The organism is Rhodomicrobium sp. (assembly GCF_047605405.1).
In the GTDB taxonomy this organism is placed as follows: Bacteria; Pseudomonadota; Alphaproteobacteria; order Rhizobiales; family Rhodomicrobiaceae; genus Rhodomicrobium; species Rhodomicrobium lacus.
The window spans coordinates 1-21,413 of record NZ_JASGFR010000045.1 but is presented as its reverse complement, the minus strand read 5'-3'; the positions used below and the strand labels follow the sequence as shown (position 1 = coordinate 21,413).

Below are 21,413 nucleotides of genomic sequence, written 5' to 3'. Positions count from 1 at the left end.
AGCGTTCGAATCCGTCAGGCCGCGCCAGCGCGCTCGGGCACCGGAATTCCAAGCCATTCCTTATAGAACGTGTCGATATCCGGTTCGAAATCGTGGATGACGGGATACCACGGCGTGGGCGCCTCGACATCGTGAAGCGTGCCGCATTCGGGGCAGAAATATTCGCGCAACACCTGCCATGAAGGCGTCGGCGCCATAAGTCGCGGATAGATCTGCTCAAGCTTCTGCGGCGTGTCGCGCACATTGACAAGCGCGTGAAGTTTCCAGTTTTCCTTCCAGTCGCAAAAATCGTGGCCGCATTCGCAGCGGGTTTTCCACTCCTTCGTGTCTTGCCGCTGGACGATGTAAAGCTTCGGGCCGAGCGGCAGGACGATGCGATCCTGCCACGAGAGGCGCTCCTGAAGGATGTCGACATAGGTGGCGAAGCGCTCCGCATCCTTCGGCATCGAAAGCATCTGGTGGAGCGTGTCGTGATCGATGCGGCCGTCGATGAGATCGGCGATCTTGGCGCGTGTGTAGGACATGGCGTTTCCTCGATTTCTTATAAGGTTGGGGGCGCGCCGGCGGAGGGCACCGGCGCGCGTTCGGCGGCTATTCCTCGACGAACTGGACGAGCTTCACATCCGGCAGTTCGGACAGATCCATCGAGTATTTCGAGCCGTAATGAGGAATGTCGAGTTCGTCTTCGGTGAGCTGCCAGCTATCCGGCAGATCCCAGAAGGACCGAAAGTCTTTCTCGAACTTCGGCCCAAGCGTGAACGATGCGGCGAACATCTGCTTGACGTGATCGCCCGCGCCGGTCTTCGCAAGGATCTTCTCGCGCTCGGTCTTGACCCACTCCTTCACCGGCACGGCACTGGCGATGCGATCCTTGCGGATGGCCTTGCGTTTTGCGTCCGTCGCCGGCGCGTCGATGGCATAGAGGCCCGCCGCATCTGCCGAGACCACAACGCCATAGACGCGCTCGGCAAAGCGTTCGAGCAGGTAGCCGCCGTTCAGATCGTCGACGACGCTTTGCGGGTCGCGGTCGAGCGGGTCGCCGAAGCCGGGGCCGCCTCGCATGTAGTTGAGGTAGAGGTCGTAGTCGGAGAACATCTCCTCCGTGGTGATTGCCTGCTTGTCGCGCTTGATCACCGCGCCCTTGATGAGATCGTCCCACACCGGGTTTTCCGGGTCGGTATCGCCGCCGAACGGGATCGGCTTGCCCTCCTCGATGAGCGCCTTGATGCCGGTCTTGTGCGCCGCGAAGCGATAGCCCGATGCCGCCGGATAGCCGCCCATGAGCCCCCAGTCGGACGAGATGTGACCGTTGCCCATGAAGAACATGGTCCAGTCCTTCGCATTCCAGACGAGACGCAAGCTCTCGAAACCGCAGCCGCCGCGATACTTGCCCGCGCCGCCCGAGTTCGACTTGATCTGACGGCCGAGATAAAGAAGCGGCTCGGCCAGCTCCCAGATCTCCATGTCGCCCATGTCGCCTTCGGGGTTCCAGATGGCGGCGGCGTGGCTGAGACCGTCGCCGACCGCCGTCGCACCCGTTCCGTTCGCCGCGCACTCGAACGAGTTCACCGCGTGGATCTCGTCATACTGGTTGAAGCCGCCGCCCTGCAGCCAGTTCGAGGTGTTGGCGTTGCCCGCGTTCACCTCCTCCAGATAGCCGCGCCCGAAGTAAGAGCGAGACAGGCCGCGCCACAGCGCCGTCCAAGACGAGACGAGGAAGTGCCACGAGTAGGCGAAGGCGACGCGCCGGTCGTCCGGGTTCATCCACGTGCCTTTCGGCAGGCGAAATTCGGTGCCGTAGGCGGCGCCGTCGTTGATCATCTCCGACGGGATCAGCGTTTGCGTCATCATCACCCAGATGCCGGAGGTGAAGCTCACCTGATGGGCGTTGTAGGTGTGCCAGCCCCAGCGGCTCGATCCCTCGAAGTCGAGCCGCCATGTGCCGTCGCCACGGATCGTGATTTCAGACGGCGTGTGCATGATGGAATCGACCTTCGCGAAGTCGGACGGCACGCGGACGTCCTCATGCGCATAGGGCACGTCCACGAAGCCCACCTGACGGTACTTGCCGGGGATGGTCATCGCCTTGATGCGATTCTGAAGCCCGCGCCGCCCGTGCTCCACGGCCTCGTAAGAGAACTTCCAGAACGCGTCGATCCCCTCTTCCGCGATGACCTCCTCGACGAGCTTGCGGATCATGTGGCAGCCCGCGATGCGCGTGCGCTCGTCGAGCATCCAGTAGCGCGTCGTGCGCACCATGCGCTGGCTCTCATGCAGCCAGTCGCGGAACAGCGTGTCGTTCTCGCCCACCTTTCGGCAGGTGACGGAATAGCCGTCGCCGAAGCGCTGCACCTGGCCCGTACACATGGAGCCGGGGCCGACCGCGCCCGTGTCGATCACATGCGTGACGCCGCCGACCCAGCCGACGAGTTCGCCCTCCCAGAAGATCGGCACGATCGTGTGGATGTCGCACGGATGCACGTTCCCGATCAGGCAGTCGTTGTTGCAGAAGATGTCCTTGTCGCGGACGCCTGGGTTACTCTCCCAGTCGTTCTCGATCATGTATTTGATCGCCGCGCCCATCGTGCCGACGTGGATGATGATGCCGGTGGAGGTCAGGATCGAGTCGCCCGCCGCGTTGTAGAGCGTGAAGCAAAGCTCGCCTTCCTGCTCCACGATGGGCGATGCCGCGATCTTCTTCGCCGTCTCGCGGGCGTCCACCACACCGGCGCGGAGGCGTGAGAACAGCTTGTTGTAGAGGATCGGCTCGCTGTCGCGCAGATCCATCTGCTTGAGGCCGGCATAGTGCTTCGTCAGCCGCGTGGCCTCCATCAGGCGGTCGCGATGCTGCTTCAGCGTCTCGCCGCCGCGAACGATGCCGCGTGTCGCCGTCTTGAAGTCCGACGTTTTTACATTGAGGTTCATGACGTTTCGTCCCTGTTCGATCTTTTTTGCTCGGGGGAATGCGGGCGATTGCCGCCCGGTCCGCTCTCAGACTTCCTTCAGGTGAAACAGCCGGTGGCCGTCCAGGAAGGTTTCGAAGCCGTCGGGAACGACGAACGTCGTCGCGTCGGATTCGATGATCGCCGGGCCCGTGACGCGATTGCCCGGAAGGAGCGCCTCCATCTTGTAGAGCTGCGCGTCGACCCACCGCTTCTTGCGGTAGAATTTGCGCGTGCCGATTTTGGCTTCCTCGGGCGGCGTGTCGCCGTGGAGCGTATCGACCGGGATCTTCGGCTTCTGGATCGGCACCGTGCCGCGCATGATCGCGCCCGTGACGGAATAGCCAAGCTCGGGCGAACGGGCGCTTTCCGAGTAGACGCGGCCATAGGTGGCGTTATAGGCGTCCACCATCGCGTTCCAGTCTTCGGCGGTCGAAGCGGACTTGATCGGGCTTTCGATTTCGAGGTCGTTCAACTGACCGCGATACTGCATGCGGTAGCCCGGTTGCAGCGTGACCTTGTCCGCCTCGTAGCCGTTCAGGCGGAACTCTTCGAGCACGTTGCGGGTGAGTTCGTCCCACGCCTCCTGAAGCACAGCCGCGGCCTTGGCCCGATCCTCGTCCGACGCATCCGGCGCGAGGTTGATGTCGAGCGACTTGTCGTAGCGGTATTCGAAATCCGCCGCCGCGCAGCCGAAGGCCGAGAAGCCCGCCGCCCACGCCGGAACGATCACGTCCTCGAAGCCGAGCCCTTCCGTGTAGCCGTAGGTGTGGACCGGACCCGCGCCGCCATAGGAGAAGCACACGAAGCTCGCCGGGGAATAGCCCTTGCCCGAGATCATTGCGCGCAGATAGTCGCGAAGGTCGCTGTCGAGCAGCTCGATCACGCCCGCCGCCGCATCCTCGACCGAAAGGCCGAGAGGATCGGCGACCTGCTTCTTGATCGCATCGACCGAGCGCTGGCGGTCGAGCTTGATCGCGCCGCCAAGGAAGTTGTCGGGGTTCAGGTAGCCGAGCACCATGTGGCAGTCCGAAACCGTCACCGTCTCGATGCCGCTGTCCGCCCAGCAGACGCCGACGCGATAGCCCGCAGAGTCCGGGCCGAGCTTGATCGCCTTCGTATAAGGATCGAGACGGATGAAAGAACCCGCGCCCGCGCCGACCGAATCCATCGCCACGAGCGGCAACGACAGCACGAGCCGCGCCATGTCGGGATCGTTCTTGATCGTCAGTTCGCCCTGCGTGATGAGCGCCACGTCGAACGAGGTTCCGCCGATGTCCGAACACGCGATATTGTTGTAGCCCAGCACTTCGCCGAGATACTTCGCGCCGATCACCCCGCCGATGGGGCCGGAAACGATGGTGCGGGCAAGTTCCTTCGCCTTCCATGAGATCGTGCCGCCATGCGTGGCCATGACGCGGAAGTCGAATTTCGTGCCCTGATCCTTGAAGGCGTCGGAAATCTTCTTGAGCGTTTGCCGGGACGGTTCGGCCGCATAGCCTTCAAGGATGGTGGTGTTGGTGCGGTGACTCTCCTTGCGGACGGGGTAATAATCGGCTGATGCGAAGACGGGGATCTTCTTGCCGCTCCTGGCCACCTCTTCGATGACGATGTCGCGGACGCGGCGCTCGTGCGAAGAGTTCTTGTAGGAGTGCAGCAGACTGATGACGATGCCTTCCACATCCTGCGCGATCAGCTCCTGCGCCGCTCGCCGCGCGGACTCTTCGCGAAGCGGGATGACCACCGTGCCCGACATGTCGATGCGCTCGACCACGCCGCGCGTGAGCTGTCGGGGAACGAGCGGCGGGTCATAGCGATGCGTGTTGAGGTGGATGCGGTCTTCGTAGGCGTAACCGAGGTGAGACTGGACGGCGCGGCCCATGCGGTGGAAGTCTTCCATGCCCGCGTTCACGATCAGCCCGCATTTGAGGCCCTTCCGCTGCACCACGCGGTTCAACATCGCGGTGCCGGAATAGACGCCGGTGTGAAGCTGGCTCAGCGCTTCCTCAAGCTCCATGTTCCAGAGCGACAGGCCGTCCCGGCTGGAGTTGATGAGGCCGATGGCTTCGTTTTCGGGGGTGGACTGCGCCTTGCCGACGACGAACTCGCCGTTCGCGTCGACGAAAAACGTATCGGTCATGGTGCCGCCGGCGTCGATGCCGAGCACCTGCACGCTTCTCAGGTTCCGTACAGCTAAATTCACTCTGACCTCCCTTTCGCTCGGCGTCTTCGCGCCGATGTCACTTCTTTCGCAGGGAGCATGCCAGAATGTCGCACCATGGCGCAGCATAGGCGGAACAGCGGCTTACCGCATCCGCTCAGCCCGTTTTCGGCGTCCGCTAACGTCCGGCGCGGCGTCCGGGCCGACCGTCCGAACAGCGGAGGAACGGCAAGACCCGGACGGCAAAACGCAACAACGGCAGTCTTGCAGCCGCCGCCCGCGCAGGTTCTGAAAAGGGGAAGCGCGTCAGTCTTCGGGCGAGCGCAAGACGCCGTATTTCGCAAGCCGCACATAAAGCGTCGAGCGCGCGATGCCGAGACGGCGAGCCGCTTCGGTAAGGTTGCCGCCGCATGCTTCGACTTCCGCAAGGATGGCCTCGCGCTCGGGCGTCTTCATGCCACGCCGGGACGGGAGGACGGTTAGAGGCTTTGCGGCAGCTTCCGGTTCCGCGCCTGCCGCGCGGGAAGCCTTGTCGCACAGGCGCATTTCCGGCGGGAGATGCTCGACGTCGATCTTGTCGGTTTCGCAAAGCGCAAGAACCGCGTCGATCACGTTGCGCAGCTCGCGGACATTGCCCGGCCACCCGTAGAGGCGAAGCAGCATCAGAGCGTCGTCCGAGAAAGAAGGCGATGGGCGACCGAGCCGCGCCGCCGTTCTTGCGGCGAAGCGCTCGGCGAGGACGAGCACATCGTCGCCCCGTTCCCGCAACGGCGGAATGCGAAGACGCGCGGCGGCAATCCGATAGAAAAGGTCGCGCCGGAAGCGCCCCGCGCCCACCTCCTCCATCAGGTCGCGATTCGTCATGGACACGAGCCGGATGGAAACGGGGCGGCCCTCGTGATCGCCGACGCGATAAACGATTCCGTCTTCCAGCACGCGCAGCAGATACGATTGCAGGTCCATCGGCATTTCGCCGATTTCGTCGAGGCAGAGGATGCCGCCGTCGGCCTTCTCGATCTTGCCCGGCCTGCCATTGCCGTCCGCGCCCGTGAACGCCCCTTTCACATAGCCGAACAGTTCGCTCGCGATGAGGTCGCGCGCCATGCCGCCGCAGTTCACCGGCACGAAGGGGCCGCTTGCGCATGCGCTCGCCGCCTTGATCGCGCGGGCGAACAACTCCTTGCCGACGCCCGTTTCGCCCTCGATCAGCACCGGCAGCGGGTTCGCGGCCAGCTTCCGCGCGCGCTCGCGAATATCGCGCATCACGGCGCTTTCGCCCGCGATCTCGTCAAACGCATCGGCGGCGGCCCGCGGCGCGCGGGCGACGGCCGGGCTCGCGGGAATGCTGCGCTTGCCGAGCAGCACGATCAAACAACCGGCGACTTCGCCGTCATCCTTCACGATTTCGAGGCCCGCATTGGGAAAGCGGTCGCGGCAATTGCGCTCCCACGCTTCGGCGGAAGCAGAACCGATGATGCGGCGAAGCACGTGAGGCAGATCGTCAGGCGAAGCGGTATCGATCTTGCGCATCGCGGTTTCGGTGGAATGGACGAGGTGGCCGCGCCGGTCGATCACAAGGATATCTTCGCTGAGCCACGTCGACCGCTTGGAAAGCAGATGACGCAGCAAAATCTCGTGGTCGAGCTTCGCGGCCTTTTCAAGCGTCGCTTCAATCTCCCTGCCGATGGCGGCCGCCAGCGCAAGACTTTGCGGATTGAAGGTCGCCACGGGACCGGAGATGTCGACTGCGCCCAGCAGTTCGCCATCGAGGGGATGATGCACGGGGGCGGCGGCGCAGCTCCAGCGCTGGACGTCCTCGCAGAAGTGCTCGGCTCCCGTCACCTTCACCGGGCGCTGCTCTGCGAGCGCGGTGCCGATGGCGTTCGTACCGATGGCATTCTCTTGCCACGCTCCGCCCGTTTGCAGCGCGTTGCCCTTGCCCTGTTCGACCACGCGGCCGTCCCCGGCAGTTTCGAGGACGAAACCCGTTCGATCCGCGAGGATCATCATGCTCGCGGCATCGCGCAACATCTCGCGCGAGCGTTCGAGCGCCTGACGCGAAGCTGCGAGGAAAGACGCATTCAGCGACCGCCTTCGGAAGATTTCCGCCTCGTCCGCCAGCGGAGCGCGTAACAAGGCTGTGCCGACACCAAAGGACCGCGATCGCTCCCATGAAGCGGCGATGGCGCGCGGCAGAACGCACGCCTTGCGACCGTGTTGCTGAAACTCCTCCCATGCCAGGCGTATCGCGCGCTGATTCATGACCCTGTCTCCGGCGGGGCGAACGTTGTCGTTCAGGCAGGGACGCTTTTTTCAGCGGAGCGACATTTCCACGGCGGAAGGGGCGCGGACAGGGATGTTTGCCGCGCGCGTCGCTTACATCTCATGATCTTTTCGATCACGAAGTCCCTTTTGCGTTTCCTGCAAGCGGACTTCTTTTCGATCCGCTTCAACCAAAAGAGTAGGGCGAGCAATCATATTACGCAAGCCCGCTGCATGAGCGGCCCTCCAATGGCGCCGATGCCCGGTCTCGGGACGCAAAATATACTAAAATTATAAAAATACGGGAATTTGTGCGTGTGGCTGCCCGATCCATCGCGTCACAGGTTTCAGCCGACAATGAATTGCTAAAACACAAATCCAGTCAACATAGCAAATCCATAAATCATTGAAAATATATATTGATGCCTGAATTCATCGATTATAGAAAATCTGGAGTTGATATCGTTTATCGAAGCAACCAATCGCTTCGGACGCGAGAAAATATCGCGTCCATAGCGCCGTAAACTGGATTATGGTGACGCGAATAATGCCATCGATAGATCAATTTTCTTCCAGAGCGAGGAAATGCCTGACGGCATTTTTCCTGAGCCTGGTTCCAGCAGTGATGCTTTGCGTAGCCGCCGGAAACGCGCTGGCGGACCCCATTGTCATCCGCATCGGTTATCCGGGGCTCGGCGTCGACAACAGGCCGTTTGCCTACGGCGGAATCGCCTCGGTGGCTCACGCCGAGCGATATATCGAAAAAGAATTCGAGAACGATCCGGATATCAAGGTGGAATGGACGCTGTTCCGCGGAGCCGGCCCGGCCGTAAACGAGGCGTTTGCCTCCGGTCAGCTCGATTTCTCCGCTGGATTGGGCGACTTGCCGGCGATCGTGCATCGATCAAACGGCATCAAGACCAAGTGGCTCGCACAGTCGGATGTTCATACACCCATCTTTCTCGCCGTGCGGAAAGGGGTGGGCATCAATGGTATCGACGATCTTGTCGGCAGAAAGATTGCCCAGTTCCGAGGAACGAACCTTCAACTCGCGGCGGATCGGGTACTCGCCGCGCACGGCCTGACCGAAAAGAATGTGAAGTTCGTCAATCTCGATTTTGCGGGCGCATTTGCGGCCATACTTTCCGGCAATATCGACGGGGCCTTCGGGGGTGTCGAAGTTCTTGAGCTGAAGCGTCGCGGTATCATCGAAATTCCGTACGACACCAAAAATGACAAGCCTGAATTCAGCCGCGCTGCCGGGCTCTATGTAACCGAGGAGTTTGAAGCCAAGCATCCCGAACTCGTGCAGCGCGTGGTGAATGCCTATATCCGCGCCGCCCGCTGGGGAGCGGACGAGGCCAATCGCGAGGCTCTCTATGAAGTCTACGCCAAATCAGGCATTCCGACCGAAAGTTTCCGCGAGTATTTTTCGGGCCAAAGACTTGCTGATCGGCTCAATCCCCTCATCGACGATTTCGTAGTCGAGCGCTACCGCGATCAGACGCGCCGCGCTCTCGACTACGGACTTCTGCGCAAACCGGTGGAGATCGAAAGCTGGATCGACCGCCGCTATCTTGAGCGCGCGCTTGCCGAACAACACCTCGAAACCTACTGGCCGAGGTCCAGGGCAGACGGTACGAAGCTGACCGAAGCGGCGTCATCGGCTGACGGTAAAGCCCAGCAACGATGAAACCGCGTTCCTACCTGCTTGGATTGATCGTTCCCGCTGGTCTTCTCGCAGCGTGGGCGGCAGCGGCCCGGTATGGACTGCTGCCTGCCCAGATCCTGCCGGACCCCGCGTTCGTCGCGAAAACGATCGGTGAAACGCTGGCGAGCGGCGAACTTTGGATGCACCTCTCCGCCAGCCTCCAGCGCATCGCCGTCGGCTTTGCGTTCGGCTCGGCCGCAGGACTGCTGTGCGGGGCCGCGATCGGTGCATCGTCGACGCTTCGAGAGCTTTTCCGAACGCCCTTTCTCGTCCTCACGCAGCTCCACGCACTTGCGATGCTGCCGCTCATCGTACTGATGTTCGGCATCGACGAAGAGATGAAGCTTTTCGTCATCGCCTGGGCGACATTCGTTCCTGTCGTGCTGAACGCCGCGCAGGGCATCCGCGAGGTCTCGTCCGAATGGGTCGAAGTCGGTCGGGTGCTCGGATTTGACCCCTGGTATCAGGCCACCCGCATTGTTCTGCCGGCTGCGGCTCCGTCGATCTTCACAGGCATCAGAGAGGGACTTGCAAACGCCTGGCAAGCGCTGATCCTGGCGGAACTGTTCGCGTCCAGCGAGGGGCTGGGCTACCTGATCGTCTGGGGACGCCAGCTCTTTCAGCTCGATCTCGTGCTGACCGCCATTGCAACGATTGCGCTGGTCGGCCTCCTTCTCAACAGCGTGCTGGGGATTGCCGAACGCCGGTTATACCGCTGGCGTGGAGGCGTCGCATGAAGATCCGCGCTTCCTCGCTCAAACCATATGCCATCCTCGTGGGCACGCTGGCGGTATGGCAAGCCGCCACGCTTCTCGAACTGACAGATCCGAATTTCCTGCCATCGCCCAAAGCCGTGCTCGCGCGGGCATGGATCGAAATCGAAAAAGGCACGCTTACCGCCGACGTGGCCGCGACGCTCACGCGGCACATTCAGGGGTTCGCGATCGGCATCTGCGCGGCACTCGCCTTCGGGCTCCTGCTCGGCTTGTCGAAACTCGCAAACCAGCTTCTTGGACCGCTGTTCCTGGGCTTCAGGCAAATCGCGCTCTTTGCCTGGGTTCCGCTCCTGTCGCTGTGGTTCGGCGGCAATGAAGCGGGCAAGATCGCCTTTATCGCCGTTGCCGCTTTCACGCCGATGGTCGTAAGCACCTGGCGTGGTACGCGCGAAATTTCTCCGGCGCACCATGAACTCGCCGCGGTGCTGACCCTTGGCCGCCTCGACTACGTTCGGCTGATCGCGTTGCCAAGCGCGCTGCCGCAGGTGCTGACCGGGCTGCGCAGCGCACTCATCGCCTCCTGGCTTGCGACTGTCGGCGCGGAACTGTTCCTGAACGTCGCTCCCGGTCTCGGCGGCCGCCTCAATGAAGGCCGTGAAACCTTCCAGATGGATCTGCTGCTCGCCATGCTCCTCGTGCTGGTCTGCATCGGCATGATTTATCAGCGCATGGCCGACGCGGGGGAAATGAAGCTGCTGAAACGGAGAACAGCCTGATGACTACGCTGAGAAATCCAGCCACGTTCCGCCGTGTCGCGCTCGAGCTTGCAAACTTCAGCCGCACCTTCGACGTCGCCGGCAGCAGGTTCACCGCTGTGCAGGAGGTATCGCTGACGGTCCGCGAGGGCGAGTTTGTCGCCTTCGTCGGAGCATCGGGATGCGGAAAGTCGACCCTTCTCAGGGCGATCGTCGGTCTCGATACCGGCTTCGAGGGAAGCATCAGGATCGACGGCAAAGCTGTTGATGGCCCCGGCCTCGACCGCGGTATCGTCTTTCAGGAGCACCGCCTTCTGCCATGGCTTACAGTCGAGGCGAATGTCGGGGCGGCTCTTCGCAGAAGCGGCCTGAACAGCAGAGAGCGCAAGCAGCGCATCGCCGAGCAGCTTGAACTCGTTGGCCTGTCGTCCTTCTCTCAAGCCTATCCTGCGCAACTCTCCGGCGGCATGGCGCAGCGGGTTGCCATCGCCCGCGCACTCGTCACGCGCCCGCGCTTTCTGCTGCTGGACGAGCCGCTCGGAGCGCTGGACGCGCTGACCCGCCTCAGACTTCAGGCCGAACTGGCCCGGCTCATCCGTCACGAGGGCACGACGGCGTTGCTCGTGACCCACGACGTGGACGAAGCCGTGACCCTCGCCGACAGGATCGTCGTGATGAAGCCCCATCCGGGGCGCGTCGCGCAGATCCTCGAAGTTCCTCGCCATGCGATCCGCGACCGCTCATCCCCCGCCTTCTTGCGAACGCGGGACGAAGTATTGGGGCTTCTGGGAGTCCCGGTGCTCGTCGAGGAACCCGATGCCGCCCGCGACCGCCCGGCCGAACTCCAGACGGCCTGACCTCAGAATCCCGCAAACAAAGGAGTAGCGCACCATGACAGAAAAACGGTCCCCCCTGCCGAAATCGAAGCTGTGGGAAGAACTGAAGCTCAAGGCCGAACTCGGCATTCACGGTGTCGCCATCACGAAACAGGCACTTGATTTCGTTAGGCCCGCTGAACTGGCTCAGGAGCAGGTTCACAACCTGTTCGAGATGGATTTCTTCGTCCACGATTTCGAGCTTCCTTCGGGCTACGATCTTCCCGGAGGCATTTCGGTTCCATTCCGCTGGAATCCCAATTCGGCCAACATCATCGATCTCGATGGCAACCGTACCATTATCACCAACAAGGGCCACGAAGTGGCAGAAGTGCACTTTCACAAGCGGCCCGGTTTTTATGGCCTGAAAACTTCCGATGGTCAGGAAATGGGGACCATCGGGGCTTTGTATCGCCATCGCGCGCTGTTTTTCGCGTATAGCAACGAGTGTTCCTACAAGGATCGCGGCGAAGATTGCGCCTTCTGCAATATCAACCACACCAAGGACGTTTACGGCGAGAAGAAGGGCATCTTCTGGAAGACACCTCGCCAGATCGGTGAAGTAGCCGCAGCGGCCTTCGCGGAAAACGCCGTCGATCACCTGACGGTCAGCGGCGGCATCATCCCCGAGCGGCGCGAACTCGAATATTATCTCGACGTCGCCGAGGCGATTCAGGAGCACACAGGGCTTCAGGATTTCAATGGCACCGCCGTCGTCGCCGCGCCGCTCGACCTGCGCCAGATCGACCGCTTCCGCGAAGCGGGCTATCGCACGACCGCGATGAACATCGAGCTGTGGGACAAGGGCTTCTACGAAACCATTTGCCCAGGCAAGGCGCGGACCAGCGGCGGCTGGGATCACTGGCTCCACGCTCTGAAATATGCCGTCGGCGTGTTCGGTCACGGGGCCGTGCGCTCGAACATGGTTGCGGGCATCGAACCGAAGAAAAGGACGCTGGAAGGGCTTGAGCACCTCGCCGCTTCGGGCGTCGTCGGCACGTTCTCGGTGTGGTGCCCCAATCCCGGCTCCGAGTTGGAAGGGCATCGCTCGCCCGTCCCCGAGTGGTACATCGATCTCGCGTTTCAGACGACAGCGATCTGGAAGAAGAACGGTTTCACCTTCCAGCAGGTCAGCGACTGCAACGCCTCGAACGATTCGCTTCAGCACGACATCTGGCGCATCGAGGACGATCTTCTTCCGTCGCTGCAGGAAAGCCGGCTCGAACTCGCCTGACGAGGGAGTGGCGGTGGCACGCGTCATGGGCAAGACTGAAGACGGCTCGCGGGCATTCCGCGTGCCGCTCCACTGGCTTTTCATCGTGGTAGGCGCAACGAGCGGGATCGCTTTCGGCATCCTTTCGGTGGCGCTGCCGGTCTATGCGTTGAAACTCGGCGCCAGCGCGGCGGAGACGGGGCTTCTCCGCGCGGCGACGGGGCTCGGCATGCTGATTGCCGTGCTTCCGGCAGGCATGGCGGTGGACCGCTTCGGCGTCGGGCGTGTGTTTCTCCTGGCGAGCGCCGCGAACGCGGCCTGCGTGGGGCTTTGCGCGCTCGCACCATCGGTCGATGCTCTCGGGCTCGCCATGATGGGCGAGGCTTTCACGCGCGCTTTCGTTTTCGCGGCGCTCGCGTCCGCCTTTCTCCACGCGTTGCCGCTCATCGGTCTTCACCGGGCTGGATGGAACAAGGCCGCCATATCGCTCGGCATCAGCTTTTTCGGCCCGTTTCTCGGCGGCGCGCTCATGTGGTGCGTGCCCTTCGAAGGCGTCTTTGCGATCGCTGCGGTCATGATGGGCTCGGCCAACTTGCCGCTGCGCTTCATTCCGGTGCCGGAGCCGGCACAAGGAAATGAGCATCGCCGCGCCATCGGTAGCCGGTTCGCAGAAAGGCGCGTCTCGCTCGCGTCGCTGTTGCGCGCGCCCGGCGTTCCGGCCTGCCTTGCAGCCGAGACGCTGATAACGGCCGTTTTTGCGTCTTTCGCAACGTTCATCGTCGTACTCGCCGTGACGGAACGCGGACTGGCGGCGACCGAAGCGGCGTGGATCGCGGGCGTGGAGGGCGCGGCCTATATCGCGACCTCTTTCCTTGCCGGGGCATGGATACAGCGCTTCCCTTTCCCGGTTGCGCTTGGTGTGGGGACGGCGGTCATCGTCCCTTCGCTCGCGGGGATCGCCTTCGCGGAAGGCTTCGCCCTTCTCTTCGTTTTCGCAACAACCCTGGGCCTCGGCATCGGTCTTATGACGCTCGTCATCACGATGCGAGCCGGGACGCTGCCCGGAGCGAAAGGCGAGATAAGCTCTCTCTTCATGACCGCCACGGGCCTCGGTGGCATGGTCGGACCCGCTTTTGCCGGGGCAGTGGCCGCGGCCTTCGGTACGCCCGCGGTCTTTCTCTCCTTCATGCCGCTCTTCATAGCCCTCCTGGCCGTCACGGCCATTCCAGCCCGCACACCTCGTATTCCAAGCCTTATTCCGTCGGAGGAAAAGTGACCCACGCGCCGAAACATATCGCGATCTATGGCAAGGGCGGCATTGGCAAGTCCACCACAACGTCGAACATCAGCGCGGCGCTCGCCGAATCCGGCCGACGCGTCATTCAGGTCGGCTGCGATCCCAAGGCCGATTCCACGACGATCCTTCGCGGCGGCGCGGACCTGCCGACCGTGCTCGACACGCTTCGCGAACACAGCCGCACCACGCTCGAGTCGATTTCCGCAATCGGCTTCGGCGGCGTGCTCTGCATCGAGGCGGGGGGCCCGGTTCCGGGCGTGGGCTGCGCGGGGCGCGGCATCAGCGCGGCGATCGACCTCCTTTATGAACTCGACGTGTTCGAGACCTTCAGACCGGATGTCGTCCTCTACGACGTCCTCGGCGACGTCGTATGTGGCGGCTTCGCCGTCCCGATCCGCGATGGCATCGCGAGCAAGGCTTTCGTGGTGACTTCGTCCGACTTCATGGCGATCTTTGCCGCGAACAACCTCTTCAAGGCCATCCAGAAATACGCGCCGACCGGAGGCGCTCGCCTCGGCGGCATCATCGCGAACGGTCTTCAGGCTCCCTACGCGCGCCCTCTCGTCGACGATTTCGCCGCGCGCACGGGCACGCGCGTGGTCGGTTACGTGCCTCGCTCGCTCGCGGTGGCGCAGGGCGAGCTTTACGGTCAGACCGTGATTGAAAGCGCGCCAGCGTCCGAGCAGGCCGACATCTATCGGGCCGTGGCGCGCGCCATCGTGGACGACGAAGAAACGACGGTTCCCCATCCTCTCGCCGATCCCGACCTGAAAAGCTGGGCGCGCCATTGGGGCGACCGGGCCTTCGCCGAGGAGAAGAAGCTGGTGTCTGCCGGAGGCCTTGTCTGATGGCACGTCGCCCCGGCCTTGTTATTCGCGAAAAGCGGCTGAACGGGATCGGCGCATGGCTTGGCTCATCGTCGCCGATCCTTGCCGAATTCGCCTCGGGCGACGCCGCACAACGCGTGCGCACCTTCTCGGAGACCGCGCCGGACGATGTGACGGCGGCACTCAGCTTCCTTGGCGCCATCGAGGGCGCGGCAATCGTGGTCCATGCGCCCCGTGGATGTGCGGCGGCGGCGCTCGCACAAAAGGGCGCCGCAGCTTTCGCCGTGACGGGCCTCGACCAGCGGGACACCATAATCGGCTCGGGCGAAGCCCTCGCGCGCACCATCCGCTCGCTTGTCGAACGTCACCGGCCATGGGTCGTGTTCGTCGTCGGCGGGCCGGTCGTCGCCATCAACAGCGACGACATCCGAAGCGTCGCCGCCGAATTGACCGAGACCCTCGGCATCCCTGTCCTGCAGGTGCAGACGGACGGTTTCCGCTCGCGCATCGCCGCCACCGGTTACGACGCCGCAACGAAGGTGGCGCTGGCGCTGGCGTCGGCGCCTTTCGCTCTTGGGCGCGAGGATGTGGTGCGCGAGGATGTGGTGAATGTCATCGCGCTCGATGCGCGCGTCGGCGACGGCATCGCCACGCTGCTTGAGCCGCTCGGGCTTCGGGCGAATCTCCTGCCGGGCGGAGCGAACGCCGCAAGCTTCGAACTCGCGGGGAAGGCGCTTCTTTCCGTGCCTTTCGATGGCGACGCGGGCACGGCTTTTGCCCAAGGTTTGGCTGAATCGGCGGGCGTGCCGTTGCTGTTACTGCCGCCGCCCATCGGGCTTTCGGCAACGAGAGCGTGGAGCGAGGCTGTGGCCGCAGCCACCGGACGAAGCGCGCGGCTGCAAGCCGATCATCCTGAAGCCGAGCGAGTGCTCGAAGGAGCGCGCGTCCATGTCGCCCTGTCGCCCGCATTGGCCTTTGCCGCCGCCGGGCTGGTGGAGGAACTTGGCGGCGCGATCTCGGCCCTGACGATCGACTATCTGGACAAGGCGCATCTCCCCGCAGCAAAAGCCTTCGCGGATCGATGGCCCGAAGCGACGCTCCATGTGGCGGCGGGGCAACCCTTTGAAATCGCCAATCTTCTGTCGAAAATAAACCCGGACCTCTTCATCGGGCCGCCTGCACTTGCGGCGGTCGCGAGCCAGGCCGGTATCGCCGCGTTTGGCGTGGCTCCTCACCGGCTCATCGGGGCGGGCGGGGCCGAATGGCTCGCGAACAAGGCACGCAACGCGCTTGCCAACCGCGCGTTCGCCGCGCGCCTCGCGGGTAGCCGTTCCTCATATGCAAGCGGCTGGTATCGCCGCAGTGCCGACTGGCACATCAAGCAGGAAGTTCGCTGATGGCTCATCCAATCGAATGTCCCGGCGAAGGCTGCGCGCTTCACGGGGCCATTTACGCCGCCTTGGCCGTGCGGGGCGCAATTCCCATTGTTCACGGCCCGGCCGGATGCGGTTATCAGGCAGCGCTCGCCGCGCCACTGTCGGGGTGGCTCGATCCTGGCGGCATCGCCGTTCCATCGACGAACCTTTCCGAGAAGCAGGTCGTCTTCGGGGGCACGGCGCGGCTTCGCGAAGAGATCAAGAACGCGGTGAAGGTTGCCGACGGCGCGCTTTACGCGGTGCTGAGCACCTGTCCGACCGAGATGATCGGCGACGACATTCCCGCCATGGCGAAGGAAGCGCGGGCGCAGGGCTTTCCGGTGATCGATGTGCCATCGGCCGGCTTTCGCGGCGCCGTGCGGGCGGGATATGTGGAATTTCTAAAGGCTGTTATCGGCTCCGACCTCGTCGTCGATAAAGGCGCGCGCGATCAGACGCTTGTGAACGTATTCGGGCTGGTGCCGGGCGCGGACGCGGCATGGGTTGGCGAGATCGAGGAATGGTCGCGGCTTCTCGTCGGGATCGGCCTTCGCGCGAATGTGGTTTTCGGCCCTTCCGGCGGGGTGGCGGATCTTCGGCGCGTCGGCAACGCGGCGCTTACGCTCGTTCTTTCGCCGGCGGGCCGCGGACCGGCGGAGGATATTCAGCAAAGGTTCGGCGTGCCGTGGCTCGAAGCGAGTGCGCTTCCCGTGGGCGCGCTCGCGACGGCCGATCTGTTGCGAAGGATTGGCGACCTTGCGGGGCGTCCGCCCGATGATGTCGAGACGTTTGTCGCCTCCGAACACGAACGCGAGAACTGGTTCCTCGAAAGGTTGTCGCACGCCTATCACGCGCTCGATCTGCAACGCAGCTTCGCTCTTGTGACAACCGGTTCGCGCTCGGCGGGGCTTTCCGCCTTCCTTACAGGTACGCTCGGATGGCTGCCCCGGCTCGTCGTCGTGGCCGAACCGCTCGCGCCAGACGAAAAAGCGCGGCTCGTTCCCGAAATCGAAAAGGCAGCTCCCGGCGCCGAGGTCATTTTCGTGGAGGGTGCGGGCGAGATAGCGGATGCCATCACGGCGGCGAAACCGGAGATTATTCTGGCGCGCGCCATCGAGGCGGGCGTCGCGTCGCGGCTTGGCGTGCCGCTCGTACAGATTTCCACTCCGGTCTCAGACAGGATCGTCCTCGATACGCCGCTATCGGGCTCGCGAGGCGCCCTTGCGCTGATCGAGGCGATCGGCGGCGCAGTCCTGCGCCAATAGCATTGCGACCCGCCGCCGACTGCCGCCTCGCCATCGAAACGGCCGGAAGCGCCAAAGACGACGCCAGGGCAAACGTTTCTTCGTGACAGAGAGGTGCCGTGCTCAGGTTCGACGCGTGTTTCGGTGCGCCAGCCCTGCCGGATGAGCGTGGGCGCCAGCGCATGGCGCGCCTCTCAGTCGGCAGAAAGCAGGACAGGGTAGGCCGCTGAAATCCATGTGCGAATTTTATCGGAAATGCTTGGGCTCGAGCCTCACACAAGCTGCAAAGAAGATCGGGATTGTTAACGAGTGATAGTGGGTAGAACTATTTTCTCTTCCGCACACTCTGCTTGTCGAGTGCCAAAAAAATATTTTGACTATCGACATAGTGTACTTACTCTTCAGGAGTGCAGTAAGGCCTTCAAGCCCTGTTCGCGGCATCCGGTGGAGGGATGCCGGATTGCAGGCGCATAGGCCCGCGCTGCATGCGGGGCGGGCCTCGACGATCAGAAAAGATCCCTGCGGTGACGGGCATCCCGTTGGGGTTCTTGCCGGATTGCAAAACGGGCTTTGCAGCCGGCGCGTGCATCACTCCGGGTGGGTGATGAATTGAGTTGAACCCGGCGTGGGTTCATTGGGCAAGTGGGTGGGAAAACATGATAGTAAGACAGTCGCCCTCGGCTGAGGGGCGGAATTTTCGCGTGCGCCTTTTTAAGCGGAGTGTCTTGTGCAGCGGTGCGTTCGCTCTCGGCATCAGCGTTTCGTCAACGGCGCTTCTGGCGCAAGAACAGGCATCTTCCACCGGCCAGAGCGGTACGGCAAGCACCGCGACGCCAGCCACCGCAGGGGGAACAACTGCGCCAGCGGCAGGAGGCCAGACGGCGGCAGTGGGCGCGACCGCGACCATTCAGGACGTCATCGTGACGACCCGCCTTCGCGAGGAAGAGTTGCAGGAGGTGCCGGTTCCCGTGACCGCTGTCACCGGCGAAACGCTCGACCGCGAGAAGCAGCAGACCATCAAGGAATTCGCGCAGAAAGTGCCGTCGCTCACGGTGACCGCGCCGAACCCGCGCAACACCTCCATCGCCATCCGCGGCATCGGCAAGACCTACGCGAGCGACGCGCTCGAAGCGAGCGTGGGCGTCATCGTCGACGGCGTGGTGGCCACGATCCCCGGCCAGACCTGGGGCGATTACGGCGACCTCCAGCAGATCGAAGTTGCGCGCGGGCCTCAGGGCACGCTGCTCGGCAAGAACACGACGCTGGGCGCGCTGAACATCACGACCAAAGCGCCGACTTTCGAGCCGGAAAGGGAAGTCGAGGTAACCGTCGGCTCGCGCGACCTGTTCATCACGAAGGCGACGGCGAGCGGCCCGGTCTTCGAGGACAAGCTGGCCTATCGCGCATCGGTCTATTTCGACCGGCAGGACGGCTTCATCGACAACACGCTGAACGATACCAGCTATAACGGCCAGAACCGCTGGGGCGGAAAGCTGCAGTTCCTCTATACGCCGAACGCGAACATCACCAACCGCACGATCATCGATCACAACGAGTCGAAGGAACAGACGCTGGTCTTGCAGCGGCTCAGCGATCCGCAATTCTTCACGGATACGGGTTTGCCTCGTTCAGGAACCTACACACAGCGGCTCTCCATATTCAATAATCTCACTCCAACCTACGATCCGTTCCACTCGGTCCAACTCAATCAGCAGGAACCGGTTTATAGCTCCGGCAACGGGATTTCGACGCAGACTGACTGGAAGCTCGACAACGGCTACACGCTGACGTCGATCACGGCTTACCGCGACTATCACTTCAGCGCGCAGAACGATCAGGACTATTCGAGCCTGTCCGTTGCCTATGCGGGCTATCTCGTCGACTCGTGGCAGGGTTCACAGGAGCTGCGCCTGACGTCGCCGAGGAACGTCGACGTCCTCGGGCAGAAGTTCGATTACACGGTAGGGCTTTACACACTTCGCAGCGAGGTAACGTCGACGCTACGCACGGATTTCGGCAAGGATGCCGGACAGTATTTTGCAAATACATTGGGAGCAAACCCTCAACAAGCGCAAGCAATTATCAACACGCTGGACGGTCTTAACCTCAGGACGGCAGAGCATCCGGACACAACGAGCATCGCCGCCTATGGGCAGACAACGTGGCACGCGACCAGCGCCTTCGACCTGACGCTCGGCGTCCGTAACACCTACGAGGAAAAAGATAACTGGACCCAAAAGTGGTATTTCGGAGAGAAAAATATCTCGTCTTATCCTGACAATCTTAAGGCGATTCGCGCGCAGGTCGCACCACTCTATACTCTCGGGACAGGGCCTCTTCAGGGGAAAGCCATCTACGCGGACTCTTGGTCTTGGTTGATCAACCCCAGCTACAAGTTCACGGACAACATCCTTGGCTATGCGTCTGCTAGTTACGGGGAAAAGTCCGGCGCTGTCCAATTCGACGCAATCACCGGTGGGCCGTTGAACGTAGCACCGGAAGAAGTAAACGATTATGAAGTCGGCCTGAAAACCACCTTATTCGACAGGAAGCTTACCCTCAACCCGAACCTTTATTATACGGAGGTCGTCAACTATCAGGCTTTGCTCGCCAAGACCATAGTCGGCCGTCCGCTACCTGTTACTTACCTTGGCAACGTTCCGGGTGTTCGGTTGCGTGGCGTCGAGGTCGAAGGCAGCTACGACACGCCCATCGATGGTCTCAAGTTCACGTTCGCCGGGGCCTACAACGATGCGATTTATACGGACTTCAAAAAAGCACCCTGCGCTGGCGATCTGTCGATCGCCTACGACATAACCAAGAGCTGCGATCTTTCTGACAAGCGGCTGGCAGGCGCGGCGCGTTGGAGCGGCAATGTGAGCGCAACCTACACGCGCTCCGTCTGGGACGGCTATACCGGCTATGTCTGGGTGAGCGAGTCGCTCAGATCCGGTGCCTACCTCGACGGAAGCCTATCAAAGCAGGCTTGGCAGGACGGCTTCGGAATTACCAACCTGGGTATCGGCATCACCCCTGACGACAAGTCTTGGGACCTTTCGCTGTGGAGCAAGAACCTCTTCGACAAACAGTACTTTACGGCCATAAGCAGCGTGAGCCAGACTGGCCCATCCATCGGCTCGGTCGGCGATCCGCGCGTGATCGGCGTCACGCTCCGCGCGAAGCTGTAAGATTTCACTTACGGGGAACGGCGCCTCACTTGTGGTGAGGCGCAAGCGTTGCGCCGCTCGCCGATGTGATATTTGTGTTGCTCAGTCGCCTGCGACTGTTCCGTCTGCAACGCCAGCGGTGGGCGCAGGTGAGGCGGCTGAAGAACGGCAGCCTGAGATCGGCATGTATCGCCCTGTGAACGATACATGCCGTACCGGCGTCCACGGCAGCGCAAATCGAATGCTTCGATCGCATCGTTCGACCGGTCGTGTCAGGCGGACGTCTCTTCCACGCTGATAGTCAGGCTGCCCGCGTGGATCGCCCGGTCAGCCTGACATCCTTACCGAAACAGTGCCGCTGTTTGCTGAATCGTCGTGTAAGTGCCCCAGGCGATCGGAATGCCGACCGCCGTCCACGCCAGCAGCGCCGGCACGGAAAAGCCGCCGCGTCCGATGCCGAACGATCCGTGCGGCTCCGCCATTGCACCGCGTCGCTTTGCTGCGAAATAAGCGTCCTCCTGCTCCTTCGACATATACCATTTCTCCGCGACCGGCCGCACGAGCAGGTTCGCGATGAGACCGAGGACGAGAAAGCTCGCCAGAATGTACATCGTGAAATCGTACACCTGCGCGCGGGGCACGCCCGCACTGATCTGCGCCTCGCGGATGTAGTTGACGACGACCGGGCCGACGATGCCCGCTGTCGCCCAGGCGGGGAGCAGCCGCCCGTGGATCGCACCGACATAATACGTGCCGAAGATGTCCGCGAGGTAGGCCGGCAGCGTGGCGAACCCGCCGCCATACATCGACAGGATCAGGCAGAAGATG

General features: G+C 62.6%; 15 protein-coding genes. 10 read left to right on the top strand and 5 right to left on the bottom strand.

Annotated features, from left to right (window positions below):
• Window positions 1–14: 14 nt before the first annotated feature.
• The 4 genes from QM659_RS14830 to QM659_RS14815 form a co-directional block, all read right to left on the bottom strand.
• Entirely contained in the window at window positions 15–524 is a 510-nt protein-coding gene (locus QM659_RS14830) for an acetone carboxylase subunit gamma (RefSeq protein WP_303483230.1), read from the bottom strand.
• 67 nt (window positions 525–591) lie between these two features.
• Window positions 592–2,925: a hydantoinase B/oxoprolinase family protein gene (locus tag QM659_RS14825; RefSeq protein WP_415189008.1), complete on the bottom strand. Its 2,334-nt coding sequence runs from the start codon at window positions 2,923–2,925 to the stop codon at window positions 592–594.
• 66 nt (window positions 2,926–2,991) lie between these two features.
• Window positions 2,992–5,145 carry a hydantoinase/oxoprolinase family protein gene (locus QM659_RS14820; protein WP_415189007.1) on the bottom strand — a complete coding sequence of 718 codons (2,154 nt, stop codon included), beginning with the start codon at window positions 5,143–5,145 and terminating at the stop codon, window positions 2,992–2,994.
• Window positions 5,146–5,409: 264 nt separating this feature from the next.
• The gene (locus QM659_RS14815) at window positions 5,410–7,365 is read right to left on the bottom strand and encodes a sigma-54-dependent Fis family transcriptional regulator (protein WP_415189006.1); all 1,956 of its coding nucleotides are present in this window, start codon (window positions 7,363–7,365) and stop codon (window positions 5,410–5,412) included.
• 625 nt (window positions 7,366–7,990) lie between these two features.
• Between QM659_RS14815 and QM659_RS14810 the strand changes: the two genes are divergently transcribed.
• The 10 genes from QM659_RS14810 to QM659_RS14765 all read left to right on the top strand — a co-directional run bounded on the left by QM659_RS14810 (window position 7,991) and on the right by QM659_RS14765 (window position 20,606).
• A complete protein-coding gene (locus QM659_RS14810; RefSeq protein ID WP_415189005.1) occupies window positions 7,991–9,058 on the top strand; it encodes an ABC transporter substrate-binding protein in 1,068 nt (355 codons plus the stop codon).
• Complete coding sequence (locus QM659_RS14805) at window positions 9,055–9,813, top strand: ABC transporter permease (RefSeq protein WP_415189004.1); 759 nt, start codon at window positions 9,055–9,057, stop codon at window positions 9,811–9,813. Before QM659_RS14810 ends, QM659_RS14805 begins: the two co-directional genes overlap by 4 nt.
• Entirely contained in the window at window positions 9,810–10,568 is a 759-nt protein-coding gene (locus QM659_RS14800; RefSeq protein ID WP_415189003.1) for an ABC transporter permease, read from the top strand. Before QM659_RS14805 ends, QM659_RS14800 begins: the two co-directional genes overlap by 4 nt.
• The gene (locus tag QM659_RS14795; protein WP_415189002.1) at window positions 10,568–11,404 is read left to right on the top strand and encodes an ABC transporter ATP-binding protein; all 837 of its coding nucleotides are present in this window, start codon (window positions 10,568–10,570) and stop codon (window positions 11,402–11,404) included. The genes QM659_RS14800 and QM659_RS14795 overlap by 1 nt, the downstream gene beginning before the upstream one ends.
• A 34-nt stretch (window positions 11,405–11,438) precedes the next feature.
• Complete coding sequence (locus QM659_RS14790) at window positions 11,439–12,656, top strand: radical SAM protein (RefSeq protein ID WP_415189001.1); 1,218 nt, start codon at window positions 11,439–11,441, stop codon at window positions 12,654–12,656.
• A 25-nt stretch (window positions 12,657–12,681) separates the two neighbouring features.
• Window positions 12,682–13,911, top strand: coding sequence for an MFS transporter (locus tag QM659_RS14785; protein WP_415189000.1), 1,230 nt, complete (start codon window positions 12,682–12,684; stop codon window positions 13,909–13,911).
• Complete coding sequence (locus QM659_RS14780; protein ID WP_415188999.1) at window positions 13,908–14,780, top strand: AAA family ATPase; 873 nt, start codon at window positions 13,908–13,910, stop codon at window positions 14,778–14,780. The genes QM659_RS14785 and QM659_RS14780 overlap by 4 nt, the downstream gene beginning before the upstream one ends.
• The gene (locus QM659_RS14775) at window positions 14,780–16,156 is read left to right on the top strand and encodes a nitrogenase component 1 (protein ID WP_415188998.1); all 1,377 of its coding nucleotides are present in this window, start codon (window positions 14,780–14,782) and stop codon (window positions 16,154–16,156) included. Before QM659_RS14780 ends, QM659_RS14775 begins: the two co-directional genes overlap by 1 nt.
• Window positions 16,156–17,439: a nitrogenase component 1 gene (locus tag QM659_RS14770; protein ID WP_415188997.1), complete on the top strand. Its 1,284-nt coding sequence runs from the start codon at window positions 16,156–16,158 to the stop codon at window positions 17,437–17,439. Before QM659_RS14775 ends, QM659_RS14770 begins: the two co-directional genes overlap by 1 nt.
• Window positions 17,440–18,143: 704 nt before the next feature.
• Entirely contained in the window at window positions 18,144–20,606 is a 2,463-nt protein-coding gene (locus QM659_RS14765) for a TonB-dependent receptor (protein ID WP_415188996.1), read from the top strand.
• A gap of 320 nt (window positions 20,607–20,926) precedes the next feature.
• On the opposite strand, the gene QM659_RS14760 is transcribed toward QM659_RS14765, so the two are convergent.
• Window positions 20,927–21,413, bottom strand: a 487-nt coding sequence (locus QM659_RS14760; protein ID WP_415188995.1) for an MFS transporter small subunit, incomplete at its 5' end; no start/stop codon positions are given.